Annotated in this window: 18 protein-coding genes and 1 tRNA gene; 4 read left to right on the forward strand and 15 right to left on the reverse strand. The window is 52.5% G+C overall.

Annotated features, from left to right (window positions below; genetic code table 11):
• Window positions 1-7 precede the first annotated feature (7 nt).
• The 14 genes from ABTW62_RS07000 to ABTW62_RS07065 all read right to left on the reverse strand — a co-directional run bounded on the left by ABTW62_RS07000 (window position 8) and on the right by ABTW62_RS07065 (window position 15,801).
• Window positions 8-2,086, reverse strand: coding sequence for a TonB-dependent receptor family protein (locus ABTW62_RS07000; RefSeq protein ID WP_430903879.1), 2,079 nt, complete (start codon window positions 2,084-2,086; stop codon window positions 8-10).
• Between the two features lie 371 nt (window positions 2,087-2,457).
• Window positions 2,458-2,877: an ExbD/TolR family protein gene (locus tag ABTW62_RS07005; RefSeq protein ID WP_430903880.1), complete on the reverse strand. Its 420-nt coding sequence runs from the start codon at window positions 2,875-2,877 to the stop codon at window positions 2,458-2,460.
• On the reverse strand, window positions 2,877-3,665 hold the full coding sequence (locus tag ABTW62_RS07010) for a MotA/TolQ/ExbB proton channel family protein (protein WP_430903881.1): 789 nt from the start codon (window positions 3,663-3,665) through the stop codon (window positions 2,877-2,879). Before ABTW62_RS07010 ends, ABTW62_RS07005 begins: the two co-directional genes overlap by 1 nt.
• Before the next feature lie 3 nt (window positions 3,666-3,668).
• The gene (locus ABTW62_RS07015) at window positions 3,669-4,385 is read right to left on the reverse strand and encodes a TonB family protein (RefSeq protein WP_430903882.1); all 717 of its coding nucleotides are present in this window, start codon (window positions 4,383-4,385) and stop codon (window positions 3,669-3,671) included.
• Between the two features lie 183 nt (window positions 4,386-4,568).
• Entirely contained in the window at window positions 4,569-5,906 is a 1,338-nt protein-coding gene (locus ABTW62_RS07020; RefSeq protein WP_430903883.1) for an amidohydrolase family protein, read from the reverse strand.
• A gap of 163 nt (window positions 5,907-6,069) precedes the next feature.
• Entirely contained in the window at window positions 6,070-7,521 is a 1,452-nt protein-coding gene (rng, locus tag ABTW62_RS07025; protein ID WP_430903884.1) for a ribonuclease G, read from the reverse strand.
• Window positions 7,522-7,559: 38 nt separating this feature from the next.
• Complete coding sequence (locus ABTW62_RS07030; RefSeq protein ID WP_430903885.1) at window positions 7,560-8,183, reverse strand: Maf family protein; 624 nt, start codon at window positions 8,181-8,183, stop codon at window positions 7,560-7,562.
• Window positions 8,184-8,281: 98 nt separating this feature from the next.
• Complete coding sequence (gene rlmH, locus ABTW62_RS07035) at window positions 8,282-8,749, reverse strand: 23S rRNA (pseudouridine(1915)-N(3))-methyltransferase RlmH (RefSeq protein ID WP_430903886.1); 468 nt, start codon at window positions 8,747-8,749, stop codon at window positions 8,282-8,284.
• Between the two features lie 147 nt (window positions 8,750-8,896).
• Complete coding sequence (gene rsfS / locus ABTW62_RS07040; RefSeq protein WP_430903887.1) at window positions 8,897-9,253, reverse strand: ribosome silencing factor; 357 nt, start codon at window positions 9,251-9,253, stop codon at window positions 8,897-8,899.
• The gene (gene nadD, locus ABTW62_RS07045) at window positions 9,250-9,933 is read right to left on the reverse strand and encodes a nicotinate-nucleotide adenylyltransferase (RefSeq protein WP_430903888.1); all 684 of its coding nucleotides are present in this window, start codon (window positions 9,931-9,933) and stop codon (window positions 9,250-9,252) included. Before nadD ends, rsfS begins: the two co-directional genes overlap by 4 nt.
• Window positions 9,934-9,980: 47 nt before the next feature.
• Window positions 9,981-11,330 (reverse strand): dihydrolipoyllysine-residue acetyltransferase, encoded by a 1,350-nt coding sequence (gene aceF, locus ABTW62_RS07050; RefSeq protein WP_430903889.1) that lies wholly within the window; start codon window positions 11,328-11,330, stop codon window positions 9,981-9,983.
• A 75-nt stretch (window positions 11,331-11,405) separates the two neighbouring features.
• Window positions 11,406-14,063, reverse strand: a complete 2,658-nt coding sequence (gene aceE, locus ABTW62_RS07055) for a pyruvate dehydrogenase (acetyl-transferring), homodimeric type (RefSeq protein ID WP_430903890.1) — start codon at window positions 14,061-14,063, stop codon at window positions 11,406-11,408.
• 36 nt (window positions 14,064-14,099) lie between these two features.
• Window positions 14,100-14,987, reverse strand: coding sequence for a bifunctional methylenetetrahydrofolate dehydrogenase/methenyltetrahydrofolate cyclohydrolase FolD (folD, locus tag ABTW62_RS07060; protein ID WP_430903891.1), 888 nt, complete (start codon window positions 14,985-14,987; stop codon window positions 14,100-14,102).
• Window positions 14,988-15,144: 157 nt separating this feature from the next.
• Window positions 15,145-15,801, reverse strand: coding sequence for a hypothetical protein (locus ABTW62_RS07065; protein WP_430903892.1), 657 nt, complete (start codon window positions 15,799-15,801; stop codon window positions 15,145-15,147).
• Window positions 15,802-16,039: 238 nt separating this feature from the next.
• Here ABTW62_RS07065 and argS point away from each other — a divergent pair, with 238 nt between their 5' ends.
• From argS to ABTW62_RS07080, 3 genes are all read left to right on the forward strand, one after another.
• Complete coding sequence (gene argS / locus ABTW62_RS07070; protein ID WP_430903893.1) at window positions 16,040-17,803, forward strand: arginine--tRNA ligase; 1,764 nt, start codon at window positions 16,040-16,042, stop codon at window positions 17,801-17,803.
• A gap of 24 nt (window positions 17,804-17,827) precedes the next feature.
• Entirely contained in the window at window positions 17,828-18,475 is a 648-nt protein-coding gene (locus ABTW62_RS07075; protein ID WP_430903894.1) for an SPOR domain-containing protein, read from the forward strand.
• Window positions 18,476-18,622: 147 nt separating this feature from the next.
• Window positions 18,623-19,270, forward strand: a complete 648-nt coding sequence (locus ABTW62_RS07080; protein ID WP_430903895.1) for a thiol:disulfide interchange protein DsbA/DsbL — start codon at window positions 18,623-18,625, stop codon at window positions 19,268-19,270.
• 128 nt (window positions 19,271-19,398) lie between these two features.
• On the opposite strand, the gene ABTW62_RS07085 is transcribed toward ABTW62_RS07080, so the two are convergent.
• On the reverse strand, window positions 19,399-21,540 hold the full coding sequence (locus tag ABTW62_RS07085; protein WP_430903896.1) for a RelA/SpoT family protein: 2,142 nt from the start codon (window positions 21,538-21,540) through the stop codon (window positions 19,399-19,401).
• Window positions 21,541-21,820: 280 nt separating this feature from the next.
• On the opposite strand from ABTW62_RS07085, the gene ABTW62_RS07090 reads away from it, so the two are divergent.
• Window positions 21,821-21,907, forward strand: a tRNA-Leu gene (locus tag ABTW62_RS07090).
• Window positions 21,908-22,254: the final 347 nt, after the last annotated feature.

Consider the following 22,254-nt stretch of genomic DNA (forward strand, 5'->3'; position numbering starts at 1 on the left):
ATGCGCATTAAAAAACCAGCAACCGGACACGGACTCCTCCAAAGACATTGAGCGGCGGCCCAGGTTCGAAGAACCGGCCGGCCGCGGCGTTGATACGCACATTCGCGTTATAACGTGCGTCAAATAAATTATCGATCCCGGCAAATACCGATCCCTCTATATCGTTGCGCTTGATCTCCCACCCAAAGAGCAGTTGGCCCAGGAGATAGGCAGGATTGGTAACTGTATTCGCGTTGTCTGCAAAAAAACTGCCTACTCGTTGCAGGTACAATTGTCCAAACAAACCAGATGGGTGGGCATAACGGATGTTTCCGTCCCATCGATGCGCTGGAATGCCCGGCAGCGCATTGCCCTGCAAGTTGTTGGCATCACTGTCAAATGTCTGAAAAGTGAAATCCGAGTAACTATAAGCCATTTGTGCCCGCCAGCCTTTCCATTCAGGGGTCGACAGACTTCCTTCGAACCCTAGCCGGCGGGACCTGCCGACATTCCGGAAAAACGCACGCCCCGGGAATGCTGCCAGCTCGAACGGCAGAATTTCATCCCGGGAGCTGATTAAAAAACCTGTTGCTTCATAGTCTAGTCCGGCCAATTCGCCGCGTATACCCAATTCCCGGCTCAAGGAAAGTTGCGCATCCAGATCGGGATTGAATCCGCCCGCACCAGCCGGATTATTGATCAACTCGGTCGTAGTCGGCGCTTCGAATACCGATGCGGCATTGGCATAAAACTGATGACGATCGGCCAAACGATACACGAACCCAACGGTACCACTTGCCTGAGATAATGTCCGGGTACCGGATTGATCGCCATCAGCCCGGAATTTATCCTTGACCTGGTAATGCAACCAATCCCAGCGCCCGCCCAGTGTAACAGCCAGCCTGTCGCTGACTTCCCATTCACTGCGGAAGAATGGCCCGATGCTTTGCACCCGTTCGATCTGATTCAAAGCAAGCGCCCCGCGTGCGCCGAAATCATTGTGGTAGCGTTGGCGGTCATCATTTTGAATGCCGTAATCGAATCCCGCCAGGAGACGGTTGGGCCGTTCCAGTAGGGTGTGATCACTGACATATTGCATGCTCACGCCCCCCACCCAGCGCTCGAATGATACCTGCCCCCCTGCGACGAACGGCAAGCGATTCCGGAAATCGCGGTGTAAGCCGTGGACGGTCACAGTCAATTCACGGGCAGCGGAGATGGCCTTGCGATACCGCAGTGCGAATTGTTCCTGATTGATACGTTCGCCTGCATTGAAACGCAGATTGCCCGGAGATGCCTGCCTGCGGTCTGCATGCAGCTCAGCCAGCGTCAATCCACCGGGATCCAGGGTTTCCGGGGAATAAAACTTGCGGAACACCAGCATCCAGTCAGCATCATCCCCGCTGAGATAATTCAGCTTGAGCTGAGAAAACAGATTTTCCGTCTCACTGTGATCGCGCCAGCCACGCTGCCGCAGATAAGAACCGAACCATCCATAGTCGAGCAGCTGGCTTCGTCCACCGGCGTAGATTTCCGATTTGAATTGACCAAACTGACCGAATACCTGGCGCGGCGCAATGACCCATCCCTCATGCGGGGCGGTCAGTGTGGTCATGCTGATCATGCCACCCGAGGCATTGCCGAACAAGGAAGCTGAAGGGCCGCGCAAAATCTCCATGCGCTCTATCAGGGAGGGGTCGATGCCATCGAGCTGGGTCTGGCCATCGGGCAGGGTCAATGGAACGCCATCCACATGCATCTGGATCCCGCGCACACCGAATGCGGAGCGCGCACCGAAACCACGGATGGCAATACGCAAGTCCTGCGCGAAGTTGAACTGATTTTGGAAAAAAACGCCCGGTGTGCCGCGCCCAAACTCATCCAGTGTCCTGCCAGGCAGATAATCATGCTGCCGCTCCCGCGAAATAAGCGAGATAGCGCCAGGAATTTGTGAAGGCTGCCGCGGGCTGCGTGTGGCGGTTACCTGAATCGGATCAAGCATGATCGGTGCAGTATCTGCCGGAGGCTGCGCCCAGGCAATCGTAGCGGGCAAACAGCACCCAATTTGCCACACACACCCTACTCCTGACTGCTTCAAGCCCCACATGGCGCACCCCTTGTTCCCTGTACCCACTTAGCGAAATGCAAAGAGACAGCGCGCTTAAACCTGAAATTCTCAGTTGATTGTGACTTTCATATCCACCCAACCGGTGATAGCGCGATCAGGTGACGTGACAACATCCAGGAATGGCATCACCATGTAGCGAGTCTTGTCCTACTCCGTAGTTTGAGAACTGCACGCTCACCCTGTTCAACTGAAATTTTCAGATTAAATACTGCGCACAGGGAATTATAAAATCATTGGCGGGAAATTTGCCGGCCAGATGATCAGAATAATATCTTGACCACCTGGCCGATGTGAAGAGAAGAGAACGGTGACTCACCATCTGGAACAAACAGATGACTGATGCCTGCCGTTCATTCGCTGGTTGGGTCGGTCACAAACCCGATGCGGGTTAGCCCAGCCTGGGCGGCAACACTCATGATCTTGGCCACGAGCTCATAATGCGCGTCCCGATCAGCACGGATATGCAATTCCGTTTTAGAAGATTTTTCCGCTGCATCCGCGAAACGTGGCGGCAATTGTTCGAGCGTAACTTGTTCGCCGCTCCAGAAAAAACTGCCATCTGACCGAATAGCGAATTCGATATGCTCGGGCTGCGTCACATTGGGATTACTTGAAGCCTTGGGCAAATCCACCTTGACCGAATGCGTCAGCAAGGGTGCCGTGATGATGAAAATAATCAGCAACACCAGCATCACGTCCACCAACGGCACCACGTTGATTTCCGACATCGCGGCTTTACTCTGATAGCGCGTTGAATCACCGAATGCCATTAGCGTTCCTCTCCTGCCAAGCTGGCCGTGGCTGCGCCCGCCAGCCCGGTTGCGGGCATGGACGGTGCTGACAGGTGTTCCTGAGTCTTCTCTTGATCATACTTTTCGCTAGCCTTGCTGCCAACCGTCAGTATCGTGTAGAGATCATGCGCGAATCCATCCAGCTGCGCTAGCCATACACGGTTGCGCCGGACGAAGCCATTGTAGGCCAATACGGCCGGAATAGCGACCGCCAGTCCCAACGCGGTCATGATCAGCGCCTCTCCCACTGGGCCGGCGACTTTGTCCAGCGTCCCCTGGCCAGAAAGACCGATTTGAATCAGCGCGTGATAGATTCCCCATACTGTCCCGAACAAGCCAATATATGGCGCAGCAGACCCTGCAGAAGCAATGATGGTAAGACCATTCTCGACCCGCGCCGACTCCTGATCCAAACTGTTACGTAACGCGCGGGTCAGCAACTCCCCACTGCCGCCTGCTGCGGCAAGCTTCTCCATGCCGTATTGGCGTGAATCCGTAGTCACAGCCAGCGCCGTTTTAGCCAGCTGAATAAAGGCATGATCAGCCGCTTCATTCCTGACTTCTGTTTCGAGGCGAGACAGGGAATCAATCTGCCAGAAACGCTCGAGAAAGGCATTCGCACGTTTGGAAGCGATCAGATTACCGATACTCTTGGTAATGATCAAATACCAACTTGCGACCGACAGGGTCAGCAGCAAAATCAGCACACTCATACCAACATGGTCAATCTGAGCAAGAAAATTAGAAAAACCGAGCGTTTTTTCCATACATCAATTTCCTTCAATTACAAAATTAAACGGCTGCAGGGCAACTGATCGCACAGGCTGACCATCCTGCATTGCAGGGCGGCAGCGCCAGGTTTTAACAGCCGAAAGCGCCGCATTATCCAGTCTGGCATAACCACTGCTCTCGACGATCTGGGTTTTGCTAATACGGCCCGATTCGTCGAGTTCCACTTGCAGCATTAACTTGCCCTCTTCACCCAGCCGCCGGGACAATGCAGGATAAGCCGGCCGGGTCAGCTCCGGGCAAGATACCGACAATTCGGCAGACAATGTCACCGGGCCTGTCGGCATCTGTGCAGGTTTTGACACTGCTGCCACGGGTTCGACAACCTCTTGCTCCTGTGGTTCATGCTTGGGTTCTTCCACAGGGGGGGGCGGCGCCACAAAATTTTCCTGAGTACGGGCAGGCGCATTGGCGACCAGCTGGCGCTTGGGTTGCTGCTGCACGCGTTTGACAGGCGGCTTGGGTTTTTCCGGAGGCGGCATAGGCTCCGCTTTTAATTCGACTTTAGGCGCCTGAGTCGCCTCCGCCTTCTCTGAAGGTGAAATAAATTCAGCATAAAGTGTGACGGTATGCGTAGTCGATGTACTGAAACGGTGCTGCCACATGCCATAGAGGAAAGCCGCATGCACCGCCAGCACGCCCAGCAAACTGAGGAGAGATATGCTGGTAAAAACCGGTTTACGATGTGGTTTGATCATACACGTAAAGATATTTTTTGCCCGATATGCCCGATCTGGCACGGTAGTACTCATGAAACCCAGATGCTGGGAATGATTGTCGGATACTATCTTCAGATATTATCGGAAATGATAACGATTATCAATCTTTATTTCGGCCAATCTCATCACTTAGCAATCTGCTTCCAGTCAACACGCGCAAATTCAAAGGCTATTTTTATAAATTTGACCATCTTTCATGATGACGACAAAATTCTGTTCCGGGTTCTCGATGAGCGCCAGATTTTCCAGTGGATTGCCTTCCACTAGCAGCAAATCGGCCAGAGCACCCTCAACAACTATGCCGAGCTTACCTGGATAAGGGTTACGGGCTCCCGATAGCGCAAGCAGTTCCGCATTAATACCGGTAGCCATCTTTAACACTTCGGCGGGCTCAAACCAGCGTGACATGACTGACAATTGCGTGCCTTGAGCTCTTGCCTTGGCCGGATTGAACAGGATATCCGCCCCCCAGGCAATTTTCACTCCATGTTTTCTGGCCAGTGCTATCGTATTGTTTGTGCCAGCAGCTACCTGAAGTTGTTTGATACGATGCGGAGAACCTTCAGGAAAGCGTGGATCAGGCTCACCGAGAAACGGCTGAATACTCAGCCAGACATTATTCTCGGCCATCATCTCGATCGATTCTTCATCCGCCAGTTGTCCATGCTCAATACATTTCACGCCAGCACGGACAGCCAACTGTATGGCATTCGCTGTGTAGGCATGGACCATGACATAGGTTCCCCAAGCCGATGCTGCCTGAACGGCAGCATGCAGCTCAGCCTCGGTATATTGGCTGACATCCAACGGATCATATTGCGAACTCACCCCGCCACCCGCTACCAACTTGATCTGGCTGGCACCCTGCATGAGCTGCTCGCGCACTCGCCTCAGCACAGCAGATTCGCCATCAGCGATAGCAGCGTACCCCAAGCGCTCTGAAAAATGCAGCTCACCATCCGCACGTGGCAAATCATGAATCGAACGAAAATCACCGTGTCCAGAAGTTTGTGAAATCAGGGCACCCGACGGCCAAATACGTGGCCCCGGGATATGCCCTTCATCGATTGCACGCTTGAGTCCAAACACTGGTCCACCGGCATCGCGAACAGAAGTAAAGCCACGCATCAACATCTCACCAGCAGCCTTGCCAGAGAGTAAAGTGGCATAGTTGGCATCTCTAGTCATTAGCACCAACTCTGTAATCGTACCCATAGCCAAGTGGGTATGGACATCAATCAGCCCTGGCATGAGAGTGCGGCCCGCACCGTCGATAATTTCCGGAGATGCATCTCTCTCAACTGAAATCGGATCGGCTGAAATCCGTTCAATCACATTTCCTCTTACCAGCACATGGCGTGGTGGTGTCAGTGCCGCGCCCATGCCATCAAAGATGCGCACATTCTGAAATATGGTAATGAGTTCAGATGACCTGGCGGCCTGTGGACCTGCCAGACAAGCTGTCAGGCACAAGCAAAACATGGCAGTAATCCGGTTCATGATCGCGGCTCCTTCTGAGATATTGTCCGGAAATTCAAACGGTCAGTAATAATGCTGGAAAATGTATCAAACCTATCTCCAACCAGATATCAATCTACATGCCATGGCAAGCAGATAGGTCATTCCGGCCCCCACTACAAATAGAGTCCCTCATCCAGAATATTTAAATCAGCACCACATCATACTGCTCTTGAGTATAGGAAGCCCCGACCTGCAGGCTGATCGGTTTAGCAATGAAATCACCCAATTGCGCAAGGCTCTGTGACTCCTCGTCCAGAAATAAATCGATCACTTGCTGGGAAGCGAGAATCCGAAACTCCTGGGCATCGAACTGCCTGGATTCCCGCAACAACTCGCGCAATATTTCATAGCAGATTGTTTTGGCCGTTCTGATCTCTCTGCGTCCCTCACAAGTGGGGCAGGTTTCACACAGTATCTGGGCCAGGCTCTCACGCGTGCGCTTGCGCGTCATTTCGACCAACCCCAGAGCGGTAAAGCCATTGACTGTCATCTTGGTCCGGTCTTTCGACAATGCTTTGTTGAATTCAGCCAGGACTGCAGCGCGGTGTTCTTCCCTGTCCATATCGATGAAATCGATAATGATAATGCCACCCAGGTTTCGTAGCCGAAGTTGCCGTGCAATGACTTGAGCCGCCTCGAGATTGGTTTTAAAAATAGTGTCATCAAAATTGCGCACACCGACAAATCCACCTGTATTGACATCCATGGTCGTTAACGCCTCAGTCTGATCGATGATGACATACCCGCCCGACTTCAGGTCCACTCTTCTCGCCAATGATCTCTCAATCTCCTGCTCAACGCCGTACAAATCGAACAGTGGCCGCTCACCCGTGTAGTGGCTGATCTTCTCTGCATCATTCACCATGTATTCCTGTGCAAATCCGACCATCTTGAGGAATGTCTCGCGCGAATCGACCAGGACACGATAAGTGACATCATCGACGAAATCACGCAAGACGCGGAGGCTAAGGTCGAGATCCTGGTACAGCAGTGTAGGGGGGCGAATGGTTGTGGATTTTTTTTGAATATCGAACCAGAGCTTGTGCAGGTAATCGATATCCGCCCGCAATTCCGGCTCTTCAGCAGTCTCGGCCATGGTGCGGATAATGTAGCCGCCCGCCACATCGGGTGGCAGGAGACGTTGTAATTTCTGGCGCAGCAAATCACGTTCGGCATTGTCCTCGATACGCTGCGATACGCCGATGTGGGATTCCTGCGGCAAATAAACCAGCAATCGCCCGGCAAGGCTGATTTGCGTGGAGAGTCTTGCACCCTTGGCGCCTATGGCGTCCTTGACAACCTGCACAAGTACATTGCTGCCCTCTGCCAGGAGTTGTTCGATGGGCTTGTTCTGGCTGCTGTGACCAAATTCATGGATATCCGCCACATGTAAAAAGGCAGCACGCTCGAGGCCGATATCGATAAATGCTGATTGCATGCCAGGCAATACACGGCTGACACGTCCATTATAAATATTGCCTACGATCCCCCGGCTGCTGGTACGCTCGATGTGTAATTCTTGTGCGATCCCCTGCTCCATGCTCGCAACCCGTATTTCCTGTGGCGTGACATTGACAAGGATTTCATTACTCATAGAGAAAACCGTTTGGGGCCGGGGTTAAATGCACTGATTCAGAAAAATATGGATATCCCGGCTTCTTCCAGCAATTGCACTGTCTCGAATAATGGCAAACCCATGACGCCACTATAACTGCCACAAATCTCAATGATAAATGCAGCCGCCAATCCCTGGATGGCATAAGCGCCGGCTTTGTCATGCGATTCTCCGCTGGCAATGCAAGCCTTGATTTCTCGCTGGCTGATATCCCGGAATCGAACTGTGGTAGTTGACAGCCGCAGCTTAATTTCCCCTTGGACTGCCAGCCCAATCGCAGTCAGCACCTGATGTTTCCGGCCGGATAACGCGCGCAACATTTCTTCGGCATGCTCGATATCCCTGGGTTTCCCAAGAATGCAACCATCCAGCACAACGACGGTATCCGCAGCCAGCACCGGGGAAAGCGGTAATTTACGCTGCCTTAGGCGTAACCAGCCTGCTTCTGCCTTGGCATGGGTGATCCGGTAAACATAATCGGTCGGGGATTCCTCGGCCAGCGGTGTTTCATCCACGTCCACCGGCCGCGTCAAGGTTTCGCGCATAAGCAACACGTTATGCCTGATTCCGATTTGCTTGAGCAATTCGCGTCTACGAGCGCTGCGCGATGCGAGATAAATATAATCCTTGGCTGAAACCATTGTCCAAAATTTGAGAGTTAACAAACCTTATCGAAGCGCCCAGTGACGGTCTTGCCCCCCAAACCATTAAAAACGGCACTTTTAATGGAAGTTTAGAGTCAGGCACGATGATAAGGGTGTTGCCGCATGATCGCAACGGCACGGTAAAGCTGTTCTGCCAGTAGAACCCTGACCAGCCCATGCGGAAGGGTCAGCGCGGACAGTGCCAGCTTCTCGTGCGCCATCGACTTGATGGTTGGATGCAGCCCATCAGCCCCACCGATAACAAACGCAATATCCCGTCCGCATGCCATCCACTCCGTCAGTCTGTCCGCCAGCTTCATGGTCGTGATCTGCTGGCCGCGCTCATCCATCGCAATGACATGACAATCGGATGGCAGTGCTGCATGTATCCGTTCACTTTCAGCGTGGAGCAATTGTTCGATTTTTTTTCCGCTCCGCTTCTCCGGCTTGATTTCAACCAAATGAATAGCCATTTCTCGCGGCATACGCTGGCTATATTCCTTGAAACCCGCCTCGATCCACGCCGGCATCTTGTTTCCGACCGCTAACACAAAGAGTTTCATGATACTTCCCAGCCAGCAATAGGCAGGCAAGCAGCACCGTGATTGCGCCAAGAAAATAATGCCAGAAATTTCAACAACTGACCGATTTACCTGCTATATACCTAGCGACCGCCCGCAAAACCCGATTGGATAAAGACCAGACCGTTGTTATGCAGCAGAGCCTTCTTTAGACGGTCTCCAGACCGATTCTGCCCACAGCCCCTCAAGGTCGTAGTACTCGCGAATGGCGGGTTGCATGATATGCACCACCACATCCCCCAGATCGACCAGCAACCATTCACCGGTCTGCTCACCTTCGACCCCATAAACTGTCCCGCCTGCCGCCTTTACTTCCTCGCGCACATGATTAGCCAGTGCTTTTGTTTGGCGGGTGGATTCGGCACTGGCAATTATCATGGTATTGAATAGCGAAGTAAAATGCCCTACCTCAATCACTTCGATATCCTTGGCCTTGAGATCCTCCAGCGCGACAATGGCTATTTTCTGCAGTTCTTCAGACTTCATTTTCCTCCAGCATAGAAATTATGCATGTTGATATAATCAAGCACCCTCTCGGGCAATAGATAACGGGCGCTTTTTCCTGACGCCATCAATGTTCTGATTTTAGTCGAAGAAATATTGAGCAGGGTCGTTGGTGCAACATAGACAAGCCCGGAAGACATTTCCTTGAGCGAACCTGCATGAGCTGCCCAACGCTCCTGACAGATATTTCTCAGCGCCAGAGGCAAATCGGACGGGTCAGTGAGTAAAGCATGCCCTGGTCTATTGACCACAACAAGATGGCATAATTCAAACAGCTCGTGCCAGCAGTACCAGCCCGGCAGCTTCATAAAAGCATCGGCCCCCAGAATGAAACACAGCGCAACCGATTTATGCTCGCCATACTCCTGCCTCAGTTCGCGCAGCGATTCGACACTATAGGTTTCTCCTGGCCGCTTGATCTCCCGCTCGTCCATTGAAAACCTGGCATTGTCATGGATGGCCTGGTGCAGCATGGCAACACGATGGCGGCTGGCCACAACCGGTGCATTGCGCAGACGGGGATGATGTGCAGGCAGAAAACGCAAGTGGCTCAGCTGCAAAACTTCCACGAGCTCTTCGGCCACTCTCAGATGGCCGTAATGCACGGGGTCAAATGTGCCGCCGTAGATTCCTACCAGTGAGAAGCCGTTAGCTGCGATCATTTACTGAAATACGCAACATATAAAGGAACCGGCACAATCCGGCATCCTCAGAACAACGCCAGCCGCATATCTGCCAGGATATTGGCGAGATGTGTGGTAAACCGGGCAGCCGAAGCGCCATCGATCACGCGATGGTCGTACGACAGCGACAAGGGCAGCATCAGACGCGGGACAAGTTTATCGTCGCGATAAACCGGTTTCAGGCTTGCCCGCGAAACACCCAATATGGCCACCTCTGGTGCATTGATAATCGGTGTGAAGCCCGTCCCGCCGATACCCCCCAGGCTGGATATGGTAAAACTCGCGCCCTGCATGTCGGCGGGCTTCAATTTACCGTCGCGAGCCAGCGACGACATTACGCCAAGTTCCTCGGCGATCCCCATCACACCCTTCTGATCAGCGTCACGAATCACCGGCACGACCAGCCCGTTGGGTGTATCCACCGCAAAACCGATATGATAGTAACGCTTGATGATCAGCTGGCTTTCTTCCGCGCCATTATCGAGTGAAGCGTTGAATTCCGGAAATTTCTTGAGAGCGGCTGTCACAGCCTTGATCAGAAAGGCAAGTATGGTCAATTTGATACCCCCTTCCTGATTCGTATCATTATGCGACTTTCTAAGTGATTCCAGATCCGTCACATCTGCTTCGTCAAATTGCGTGACATGCGGGATCATGACCCAGTTGCGATGAAGATTCGCACCAGAGAGCTGCTGAATGCGCGCCAACGGCTTCAATTCAATGGGCCCAAACTTAGCAAAATCCACTTGTGGCCAGGGCAATAGATTCAGTCCGCCACCGGCTGTCCCGCCCTGATTTCCAGCCATTACCTGCTTGACATAGGCTTGAACATCTTCTTTCAGAATACGCAGCTTAGGGCCCGTTCCGGTTACCCGGCTCAGATCTACCCCGAGTTCCCGGGCAAATCGCCGCACAGCAGGGCCCGCGTGAGGCTTCACATCCGCATCGTGCCCGGCCCTCTCTTCCATCCGCACAGGGGGACGAGAGGGCTCAGCCGGTTTCTTTGCGGCAGCAGCCTGTGACTGCACCGCCTTGGTTTCTTCGCCGCCCTCTTCGACTGGCTGGCCGGCTGGTGCTTCAGGCGCCCTGGTTTCGGATTGCGCCGGACTGGAACCCTCAGCTTCACTGTCTTCGGCAGTCACCTCCATGGTCAGAATCTCTGCGCCTTCCGACACCTTGGCGCCGGCTTTGACCTTGATCTGCTTGATAATCCCGGCATACGGCGAAGGCACTTCGACCGTAGCCTTATCCGACTCCAGCACGATCAAGGGATCTTCTACCCGGACAGCATCACCCGTTTTGACCATGATTTCGATCACTGGAATATTTTCGAAATCCCCAATATCTGGAACCAGTACTTTTTTGATTTCAGCCACGCGCACTCCCCGATTTGCTGCCACAACGGCCAGCAAGACGATCCAACATAATAACTCGACTCATTGGCATCCCACTCATACGTTGACCGGCTCCGGTTTATCCGGGTCAATCGCATAAGCCTGGATTGCCTCGGCAACCTGTGCTGCCGGGATTTTACCTTCCTCTGCCAGCGCATTGAGCGCTGCCACGGTAATGTAATGCCGGTCAACCTCAAAAAATCGCCGCAACCGTTCGCGGGTATCGGAACGGCCAAAACCATCCGTTCCCAGCACGCAATAGCGTCCTGGCACAAATTCCCTGATCTGGTCCGCAACGATCTTCATATAATCGCTAGCGGCAACCACCGGACCATCGCGATCCTTGAGACAGGTTTGCACATACGAAAGCCTGCTTGACTCCGTCGGATGAAGCAGATTCCAGCGGGTAGCAGTGAGCGCTTCTCGCCGCAGCTGGTTGAAACTGGTCACGCTCCAGATATCTGCCACGACGTTATGGTTCTTCTCCAACAACTCGGCCGCCGCGATCACTTCCCGCAGAATGGTTCCCGAGCCCAATAACTGTACGCGCGGCTTTTTGGAACGCTTGCTCCCTTCACGCAACAGATACATGCCTTTCAAAATGCCCTGCTCCGCACCTTTCGGCATGTCCGGATGAGAATAATTTTCATTCATCACCGTGATGTAATAAAACACATCCTCTTGTTCCTGACACATGCGGCGCAGGCCATCCTGAATGATGACAGCCAACTCATAAGCATAGGCGGGATCATAAGCGACACAATTGGGAATCGTGGAAGCCAGGATATGGCTATGCCCATCCTCGTGCTGCAGCCCCTCGCCATTGAGTGTCGTACGCCCGGCTGTTCCGCCTATCAGAAATCCCCGGCAACGCATATCGCCGGCCGCCCAGACAAGATCCCCGACACGCTGAAAGCCGAACATTGAATAATAGATGAAGAAAGGGATCATCTGCACATTGTGCGTGCTGTAGGCAGTGGCGGCTGCAATCCAGGAAGACATGGCACCCGCTTCGTTGATGCCTTCCTGCAGAATCTGACCATGCTTGTCTTCCTTGTAATACATCAACTGATCGGCATCCTGCGGGGTATAGAGCTGACCGACCGAAGACCAGATACCGAGTTGGCGAAACATGCCCTCCATGCCGAAGGTGCGCGATTCATCCGCTACAATCGGCACAATATGCTTACCGATTTTTTTGTCTTTGACCAACACATTGAGCGCGCGCACATACGCCATGGTAGTGGACGATTCCCGGCCCTCGCCACTGCCTTTCAGCAAAGATTCAAATGCTTCCAATGGCGGCACCTGCAGGCTCTCTGCTTGCCGCCGACGACGGTGTAGAAATCCTCCCAGAGCTTCGCGACGCCCATGCATATACGAATGTTCAGGGGAATCTTCGTCAAATTTGAGATAGGGCACGTCATCAATCCTATCATCGGGCACGGGTACCCCAAAACGATCACGGAACGCTTGCAATGAAGTCGTTCCCATTTTTTTCTGCTGGTGCGTGATGTTTTGTGCCTCACCCGATTCTCCCATCCCATAACCCTTGATGGTTTTGGCCAGAATCACAGTGGGCTGTCCGCGGTGGCGCAATGCAGCTGTATAGGCCGCATAAACCTTATGCGGATCATGCCCGCCACGGTTCAGGCGCCAGATATCATCATCAGACATGTTGGCCACCATTTCGCGCAGCTCGGGATACTTGCCGAAAAAATGTTCCCTGACGTAAGCGCCATCCCTAGACTTGAAGGTCTGATACTCACCGTCCACACATTCCATCATGCGCTGCTGCAACAATCCTCTAGTATCTTTGGCCAGCAACGGGTCCCAATACGAGCCCCAAATCACCTTAATCACATTCCAGCCGGCGCCACGGAAAGCCGCTTCAAGCTCCTGTATGATCTTGCCATTCCCTCTGACAGGCCCATCCAGACGCTGCAAATTGCAGTTAACAACGAAAATCAGGTTATCCAGATTCTCGCGCGAAGCCAAAGTGATGGCGCCAAGCGACTCCGGCTCGTCCATTTCACCATCGCCCATGAATGCCCACACTTTCCGATCCTCGGTGTCGACCAGCCCCCGGCTTCCCAGGTACTTCATGAAACGGGCCTGGTAAATAGCCATCAAGGGCCCCAAACCCATCGAAACGGTGGGGAATTGCCAGAAATCCGGCATCAACCATGGGTGCGGGTAGGAAGACAATCCATTCCCTTCAGTTTCCTGGCGAAAATTATCGAGCTGCTCTTCCGTCAAAGCGCCCAACAGATAGGCATAAGCATAGATACCGGGCGAGGAATGGCCCTGCACATAAACCAGATCGCCTCCATGCTTTTCAGTTGGAGCCCGCCAGAAATGGTTATAGCCCACATCATAAAGCGTTGCGGCCGAGGCAAAGCTGGCGATATGCCCACCCACATTGGTTTTGCGGTTGGCGCGCAACACCATGGCCATCGCGTTCCACCTCACATAGGAGCGGATACGATGCTCAAGCGCATGATCACCCGGTGAGCGCTCTTCCTTACCAGATGGAATCGTATTGATATAGGCCGTATTGGCGCTGTACGGCAGGTATGCACCGGAACGGCGTGCTTTCTCTACCAGCCGCTCCAGCAGATAGTGCGCGCGCTCGGCGCCTTCGTTTGCCAGCACCGTTTCCAGAGCGTCCAGCCACTCCTGTGTTTCCTGAGGGTCAATATCCTGTGAATCCATATCGAATCGTTGCTCCCTTATTAAGCAATTCCAAGACTATTGCACCGGTCCACGCCGGGCAATAGATTGCATACCTGTTTTAGCACGTTCGGCTGCTTCAATGGTATTGTTCATCAGCATCATAATGGTCATGGGACCAACACCGCCGGGCACTGGCGTAATATAGCCGGCTTTTTCCTTGACGGCCGTGAATGCCACATCCCCGCACAGCTTGCCATCAGCCATACGATTGATGCCGACATCGATAACCGTCGCACCTTCCCCGACCATTTCTGCTGTCAGCAAATTAGCCTTGCCCGTCGCCATAATGACAATATCCGCATGGCGGGTGTGATGCGCCAAGTCGCGGGTTTTGGAGGTGCAGATCGTAACGGTAGCACCTTTCTCCAGCAGCATCAGCGCCATGGGCTTGCCGACAATATTGCTGCGCCCGACAACGACAGCATGTTGCCCCTGAACAGGAATAGCGTATTCGGCCATCATTTTCATCACCCCAAACGGCGTGCAGGGCCGAAACAAGGCATGGCCGGTTACCAGCGCCCCCACATTGCAAGGATGAAATCCATCCACATCCTTCTCGATGGCTATCGCGGCGATCACCTCGTCTAGTTGAATATGCCCGGGCAATGGCAACTGGACCAGGATGCCATGAATTTCAGGGTTTGCATTCAGGTCCAGTATTTGCCGTAACAACATATCCTGAGAGATGTCGGAAGGAAAATTGAAGACCTCAGATCGAATACCCAGCTCTCCGCATGTCTTGGCTTTGTTACGGACATACACGGAAGAAGCCGGGTCATTGCCAACCAGAATAACCGCCAGTCCTGGCTGCAGCCAGGTTTCCGCCAGCAAGTCGGCGCGTAATTTCAATTCGGCACGAAGCTTGCGCGCGACAAGATTACCGTCAATGATGTTTGCGCTCATAAACTCCAAGGTAATGTCAAGCGTGATGGGCAGTTACCCCACCAGCAGATTATTGAATGGGTAAAATCACTTACAAAAAGCCTATCTTTGCAAACATTCTGCTCCAGAAAGCATGGCTTTATCATGCTTGAATGTGTCTGATTCACCAGCTCAAATGCTAGGAGGATGGCATATCAGAACGTCCGCCTTTCTTGATTTTGTGACGGTAAATCAACAGGCCGATCAGAGAAACCGGAATCATGAACAAGAACGCCATCAAAAGACCTACCGCGAGAATGACCATGTCGTCGCTTTCCGGCATAAAAATCGTCATAAACCAGACCCCAATCATCGCGAAAAGTAGCCCGCCCAGCAGCAAAATTTTCTTACCGTTATCATAATAGCGCCACAAACTGCCCGACACCCTGACATCGTCGAGGTATTGGTCAAATACTGCCGCAAGGCTTCGGTCGCCAGGTTTGGATTCATACCCTAACGCCGTCGCTAATGCTTCATCATCCTCGAGTTTGGAAACCTTCCTGATAAAAGCGACCTGTTTTTCTACGCGTTTGGGTTTAATCCCGTCCTTGGCCATCATGGCAGCCAGCGCGCCATAGGCTTTTTCCAGCGCATTCTCGGCTGTTTCATACTGCTTATAAAACTTCCACATCACCCCAACCAGGTAAAGCTGGATGGTCATCTCCTTGAATTGCGGCGCAAAATCATACTTCTTTTTGTCCTTGATGTGCGGAAGCTGTTCTGCCAGGACCTCTGTCGCGTGTTGAATGCATTCATCGAGTATCGCTTCCTCAGATTTTTCCACTACTTCTTCCATTACCAGGACCCCTCGTCATTTTTAGAATCGGTTCAATAGAATATTGACACATTATATACTGGCTGATGCACACATGAAATCGGCAGGCCTCGAAATACACGAACACCTGACTGGCATCACTCCCGCTACACCGCTGACAACAAACAAAATGCACGTGACATGACCTGTGCGACAAAACCGCGTACAGGTTTGCGTGCAAGCCGGTATAATGCGAGCTTGCTGAAACACGATTCCCAACATGGTCACAAGAATTATTCCACCTAATTTCAAAGCGCATTGCACCCAGTTACTCGACCAGGCTGCAAGCAACTTGCTTCCGTCCGAAACAAAGATTCATGTCGAGCTGTCCCGGCCCAAGCAAGCCAGCCATGGCGATTACGCGAGTAATCTCGCCATGAAACTGGCCAAGCACTTGCGCCAAAATCCACGTGAATTAGCACAGGCACTGATCAAAGCGTTACCCGAATCGCCCTGGCTAGAGAAAACCGAAGTTGCCGGCGGCGGCTTTATCAACCTGTTTCTAAAAAATACCGCCAAGCAGCAGTTTCTGCATACTGTATTACAAACAGGCGAACTGTTCGGCCAAAGCTCGCTCGGTGCGGGAAAAACCGTTCAGGTTGAGTTTGTCTCTGCCAATCCGACCGGTCCCCTGCATGTCGGACATGGGCGCGGCGCGGCGTTTGGCGCCAGTCTAGCCAACATTCTCGCTGCTGCCGGCTATACGGTTGCACGCGAGTTCTATGTCAATGACGCCGGCCGGCAAATGGACATCTTGACCTTATCCACCTGGCTGCGCTATCTGGAACTGAATGGTCTCTTTTTCCCATTCCCGGGCAGCGCTTATCAGGGCCAGTATGTCATCGACATGGCGACGGAAATATACCGCGCCCATGGGGATCGTTACGTGCATCGCTCCGACGCCATGATACAGAAACTGACCGAAGCCAGCTCGCTGGAAACGGCTGGAAGCGATGATGGATTACTGGACAGCCTCATCGCTACCGCAAAATCCATCCTCGGACAGGATTACGCCTATTTGCACAATTTAGTTCTGACAGAACAATTGGGCGACTGCCGGAATGACCTGATGGAATTCGGCGTGGAGTTTGAGACCTGGTTCTCGGAACAATCCCTGTTTGACAGCGGCATGGTCGCCCATGCCGTGCACCTGCTGGAGAAAAAAAAGCTGCTGTATCGGCAAGATGGCGCCGTCTGGTTCCGCTCCACCGAGTTCGGTGACGAAAAGGATCGCGTGGTACAGCGGGAAAACGGCCAGTATACCTATTTTGCATCCGACATTGCTTATCATCTCAACAAATATGAGCGCGGCTTTGATCACATGATCAATATCTGGGGCGCGGATCATCATGGCTACATCCCGCGAGTAAAGGGTGCTATCGAAGCACTCTCGCTGAACCCTGAAAAACTTGAAATCGCCCTGGTCCAATTTGCTGTCCTGTACCGGAATGGTCAAAAAGTTTCCATGTCGACCCGCTCCGGGGATTTCGTCACACTGCGGCAGTTGCGCGAGGAAGTGGGCAACGATGCGGCACGTTTTTTCTATGTCTTGCGCAAAAGCGATCAGCATCTGGATTTCGATCTGGATCTCGCCAAATCACAAAGCAATGATAATCCGGTCTATTATGTGCAATATGCACATGCCCGCATTTGCAGTGTACTCGCCCAATGGGACGGCACCCCAGCCATGCTTGCCACCGCCGATACTACTTTACTGAACGATCCGGCTGAGCTGGCACTGCTACAGAAAATGATCGATTTTCCGGAGACCGTGGAAGCGGCAGCAAGGGAACGCGCCCCGCACCTGATTGCGTTTTACCTGCGCGAGCTGGCCAGCGAATTTCACAGCTATTACAATTCAACGCGCTTTCTCGTTTCCGAAGAAGCCCTCAAGATTGTCAGGCTGGCATTGATTTCAGTGATTCAACAAATCCTATCCAAGGGGCTGACGCTGCTCGGCGTAACGTCGCCTCGTGAAATGTAATTAAACCAGAGCACGGAATTATTCATGAGTCGGGATTACAAGCAAAGAAACGCCACCAGAAACCGCAAAGGCAGCGGCTCAATGATGCTTGGATTATTCATCGGCTATACCCTGGGCCTGGCCAGCGCCATAGGCGTATGGCTATACATCAGCCAGGCGCCCAGCCCTTACCTCACCGAGGAAAAAATTGCCAAATCAGCGCCGCCGGAGAAATCCACGCCAAAATCTCCAAAGAAAGAGGCCACCTCTGATGCTAACCAGGCAAACCTGAACAAACCACGCTTTGATTTTTATAATATATTGCCCGGCATCGAAGAGCCGGCTGGCGAAGACTTGTTCGAACCACCGCCTTCTCCTCGCCCTGCTCCTAGCGCCCCCACACCTGCCATCCCTGCCTCGCCGGCAAAAAAAGCGCCCGCAGCCAGGGAACATTACTACATACAGACTGGATCCTTCAGAAACCCCGGTGATGCGGAAAGAATGAAAGCCGAGCTCGCAATGCTGGGTGTAGTGGCCTCGGTCCAGGTCGGAAAATCGGCAGACAACATGGTATTGCACCGGGTACGCATCGGGCCTTTCAACAAGCTGGAAGAAGTCGACCGGGTCAGATCCTCCTTGCAGGCAAGCGGCATGGCAACGAGTCTCGTTCGCACACCAGGTAATGGCCAGTAAATCAGGCAGGTACGCCCTGGCCATGCCGAACTCCGAAGTTCAGCGCTTGGCTGCCGATTACCAGCATCATCACAGCCTGACCGGCCAACCGGGGGATCCTGGTTCAAACGCAAGCATCCCATTCAATTCGATGATGAGGACATGTAAATGAATGTAAAAAAAATCGCCCATTTTTTTCTGAGTACCCTTCTTGCAGGTTTGGCAGGCATCTCCATTGCCCATGCGGAAATTGTTGAGGGCAGGGATTACGCCCTGCTACCCTCACCGCAACCCACCGAAAACGCGCAGCAGATCGAAGTCATCGAATTTTTCTGGTATGGCTGCCCACACTGCAATGATCTGCATCCCTATCTGGCGAAATGGCTGGAAAACAAGCCCGACGATGTCAATTTCCGCTACGTGCCCGCGGTATTCCGCGCCAACTGGATGCCCGCCGCCAAAACTTTTTATGCCATCGAGAGCCTGGACATCACCACCGAATTCCATGGCAAGATCTACCATGCAATCCATCGCGAGAAAATCAATCTATTCAAAGAAAACGTGCTTTTCGATTGGGCCGAAAAACAGGGCATCGAGCGCAGCAAATTTGCCAACGCGTATAATTCATTCTCCGTACAAAACCAGGCGAACCGGTCCGCGCAATTGACCCGGCAATACAAGATCACGGGCGTACCCGCTCTGATAGTCGACGGAAAATATCTCGCCAGCGGCAAATTCGCCAGCACGCCCCAGGACACCATTGCCGTACTCGAACAGCTGATCGAGAAAGTGCGCCAGGACAAAAAACAGCCATAAAAACCGCACTCTTTTACCCTGTAAAGGGAAGCGAACTATTTAATCAATCAGCCAGGCCGCCTGTCTGCAAAGCTTCCCTTATCCACCTCATCGCAATATCAGCCGGTTTTCACACCGGACATCATTCACTAATGCCTGATACGGCCAAGTTTCACGACTTCCTCGATATGCTTGAGTCGACGTAAAATCCGTGCCAGGTGGCGGCGATCCCTGGTTTGCAGAACAAAGCGCATGGTCGCGTAATCCTTGTCATTTTCCAGCGCGATATCATCGATATTCGAGTCCGCCTTGGCGATCTCGGTGGTAACCCGCGCGAGCACCCCGCTTTTGTTGACCACCACCATGAATATGCCCACCGGAAACGATCGATTGATATCCCGCCCCCAGACGACATCCAGTTGACTGTCGGCATTCTTGTGATTCTTGGCCACTGTCGAGCAATCCTGGGTATGTATCACCAGCCCGCGGTCCTTCTTGATCAATCCGACAATCCCGTCCCCGGGAATGGGATAGCAGCACTTTGCAAACTTAACCGCCATACCCTCGGTGCCGAGTATGGTGATGGAACTCTTGCCCGGATGATCAGAAACCGATTCACCCGGCATAACCAAGCGTTTCGCGATGACGGCAGCCAGCTGTTTACCCAGCGCAATATCTGCCAGCAGCTCGTCTTTTGATTTGACGCCGATATCTCTTACCAGCTTTTCCCACTGCGAGCTGCTGACAGTTTCCGGATCCATCCCGAACGAACTCAACGCTTGGTTCAGCAAGCGCTCTCCTAGCTTGACGGACTCATCGTATTGAATTGTTCTCAGAAAGTGCCGAATACTCGAGCGTGCCCGGCCGGTCGCCACATAAGTCAACCAGGCCGGATTGGGCTTGGCGGCCGGAGCCGTCACAATCTCCACCCGATCCCCGCTTTTCAGCCGGGTACGCAGCGGCGCATTTTCACCGTTGATTCTGGCAGCCACGCAACAATTGCCCACATCAGTATGGACAGCGTAAGCAAAATCGACCGCCGTGGCACCTCTGGGCAAAGCCAGAATCTTGCCCTGCGGCGTGAAGACATAAATCTCCCCCGGGAACAGATCAACCTTGATATGTTCGAGAAATTCCAGCGAATCAAACGAATCGCTGAGCGTTTCCAACAAACCCTTCATCCATTGATTGGTTTTCAAATGCAGATCATCTATTTCAGCATCGCCACTTTTATAGAGCCAGTGCGAGGCAACGCCAGTTTCTGCAATATGATGCATGTCACGGGTGCGAATCTGTATTTCTATCGGCAATCCGTAAGGGCCAAGCAGCGTGCTGTGCAGCGACTGATAACCATTTGCTTTGGGAATGGCGATATAGTCCTTGAATTTCCCTGGAATGGGCCGATACAGGCCATGCAGTGCCCCAAGCGCCACATAACAGGATGAAACATCCTTGACGACAACCCGGAAGCCATAAATATCCAGCACATCGGAGAAACTAAGCTGTTTCTCGACCATTTTCTTGTAAATGCTGTACAAATGTTTCTCGCGCCCGGTGACGACCGCATCCAGCCCGACATCCCGCAGACGCTGCTTGATTGCCTCCAGTATTTTTCCAACCACTTCCCGCCGGTTCCCGCGAGCCGCCTTGGATGCTTTCACCAGAACCTTATAACGAGTCGGATAGGAAAAACAAAAACCCAGCTCCTGCAGTTCGTGATAGACATTTTCCAGCCCCAAGCGATGCGCAATCGGCGCATAAATTTCCAGCGTCTCCTTTGCAATACGGCGCTGTTTTTCGGGGCGCATGACCCCGAGGGTGCGCATGTTATGCAAACGATCGGCCAGCTTGATCAGCATGACGCGCACATCCTGCGCCATGGCCAGCAGCATCTTGCGAAAATTTTCAGCCTGCATATCGGCTTTTGTTTGAAACTCGATACGGTCAAGCTTGGAAACGCCGTCCACAAGCTCGGCCACGGAGACACCGAAGCGCTCACTGATCTCTTGCTTGGAAATACCGGTATCTTCCACGACATCGTGCAACAAGGCCGCAGATAACGTCACCGCATCCAGATGCAATTCACTGAGAATTCCCGCGACCGCGACCGGATGCGTAATATAAGGCTCGCCAGTTTTCCTGAATTGGCCGGCGTGCGCACCCCGACTGAAGACATAAGCATTCTTGAGCAACGCTATATCATCAGACTTGAGATACTTGGATACTTTATAAAAAAGCAAATCCGCTTCCGGCGTAGTGGCCTCGCAGTCAGCCAAAGAAGGTCTCGACATGGAATAATTCTCCAATTCTCGTGTTATATGCTGGTTGGATTAATATTCTGGATTGCCATTCACTGAGAAAACCAACAATCACCAGGCTGGCAAAAATAGCGGCATGGTTCGAAAGTACAAATATCTGAAATACCAGTAAAGACTCGCTCGCCCTTTTCCAGCAATATAACATTTGTTGACCAATTTTTTCACCTGGAATGCAAACTCTGGCCAGCAAACTGTCGGTATTAGTTGCCGTACGATCCGATTTCGGTAATAATTGCGCACTTGCAGGAAAAAAGCCGGGATGGCGGAATTGGTAGACGCACGGGACTCAAAATCCCGCGAGGGCAACTTCATGGGGGTTCGATTCCCCCTCCCGGCACCACATCAGCATACTCTCACAACATCACACCAAGTAGTTTGTTCAAACGAATCACAAGGTTATTATAATTCTTTGGCGCACTCATTCCATAATCTTTACGCCATGAATTGCACCAGATGCAGCCACTTTTTAGAAAAGTCTTGGCGAGTATTTTTATATCGCCAGAACATTCGTAAACCAGCAAGTTTTCTCACCAAGGCTCAAGCCGGACATCAGCAACTAAAATCGAAGTGGAAATAATACGTTGAATGACTTGCATTGCCGGCGAAAGTAGTTGGGGATGGGTCAAGAATAGAACGCGCAGCGGGTTCTTGCGACCCCCCCCAATCGTCACCTTCATTTTTCTTAAC

The sequence above is a fragment of the Nitrosomonas sp. ANs5 genome, from assembly GCF_050584665.1.
GTDB lineage: Bacteria > Pseudomonadota > Gammaproteobacteria > Burkholderiales > Nitrosomonadaceae > Nitrosomonas.

Bases quoted from the DNA above. Each gene is read 5' to 3' on its own strand.
- ABTW62_RS07000 (WP_430903879.1), bottom strand. From the start codon at position 2,086: ATGTGGGGCTTGAAGCAGTCAGGAGTAGGGTGTGTGTGGCAAATTGGG.
- ABTW62_RS07005 (WP_430903880.1), bottom strand. From the start codon at position 2,877: ATGGCATTCGGTGATTCAACGCGCTATCAGAGTAAAGCCGCGATGTCG.
- ABTW62_RS07010 (WP_430903881.1), bottom strand. From the start codon at position 3,665: ATGGAAAAAACGCTCGGTTTTTCTAATTTTCTTGCTCAGATTGACCAT.
- ABTW62_RS07015 (WP_430903882.1), bottom strand. From the start codon at position 4,385: ATGATCAAACCACATCGTAAACCGGTTTTTACCAGCATATCTCTCCTC.
- ABTW62_RS07020 (WP_430903883.1), bottom strand. From the start codon at position 5,906: ATGAACCGGATTACTGCCATGTTTTGCTTGTGCCTGACAGCTTGTCTG.
- rng (WP_430903884.1), bottom strand. From the start codon at position 7,521: ATGAGTAATGAAATCCTTGTCAATGTCACGCCACAGGAAATACGGGTT.
- ABTW62_RS07030 (WP_430903885.1), bottom strand. From the start codon at position 8,183: ATGGTTTCAGCCAAGGATTATATTTATCTCGCATCGCGCAGCGCTCGT.
- rlmH (WP_430903886.1), bottom strand. From the start codon at position 8,749: ATGAAACTCTTTGTGTTAGCGGTCGGAAACAAGATGCCGGCGTGGATC.
- rsfS (WP_430903887.1), bottom strand. From the start codon at position 9,253: ATGAAGTCTGAAGAACTGCAGAAAATAGCCATTGTCGCGCTGGAGGAT.
- nadD (WP_430903888.1), bottom strand. From the start codon at position 9,933: ATGATCGCAGCTAACGGCTTCTCACTGGTAGGAATCTACGGCGGCACA.
- aceE (WP_430903890.1), bottom strand. From the start codon at position 14,063: ATGGATTCACAGGATATTGACCCTCAGGAAACACAGGAGTGGCTGGAC.
- folD (WP_430903891.1), bottom strand. From the start codon at position 14,987: ATGAGCGCAAACATCATTGACGGTAATCTTGTCGCGCGCAAGCTTCGT.
- ABTW62_RS07065 (WP_430903892.1), bottom strand. From the start codon at position 15,801: ATGGAAGAAGTAGTGGAAAAATCTGAGGAAGCGATACTCGATGAATGC.
- argS (WP_430903893.1), top strand. From the start codon at position 16,040: ATGGTCACAAGAATTATTCCACCTAATTTCAAAGCGCATTGCACCCAG.
- ABTW62_RS07075 (WP_430903894.1), top strand. From the start codon at position 17,828: ATGAGTCGGGATTACAAGCAAAGAAACGCCACCAGAAACCGCAAAGGC.
- ABTW62_RS07080 (WP_430903895.1), top strand. From the start codon at position 18,623: ATGAATGTAAAAAAAATCGCCCATTTTTTTCTGAGTACCCTTCTTGCA.
- ABTW62_RS07085 (WP_430903896.1), bottom strand. From the start codon at position 21,540: ATGTCGAGACCTTCTTTGGCTGACTGCGAGGCCACTACGCCGGAAGCG.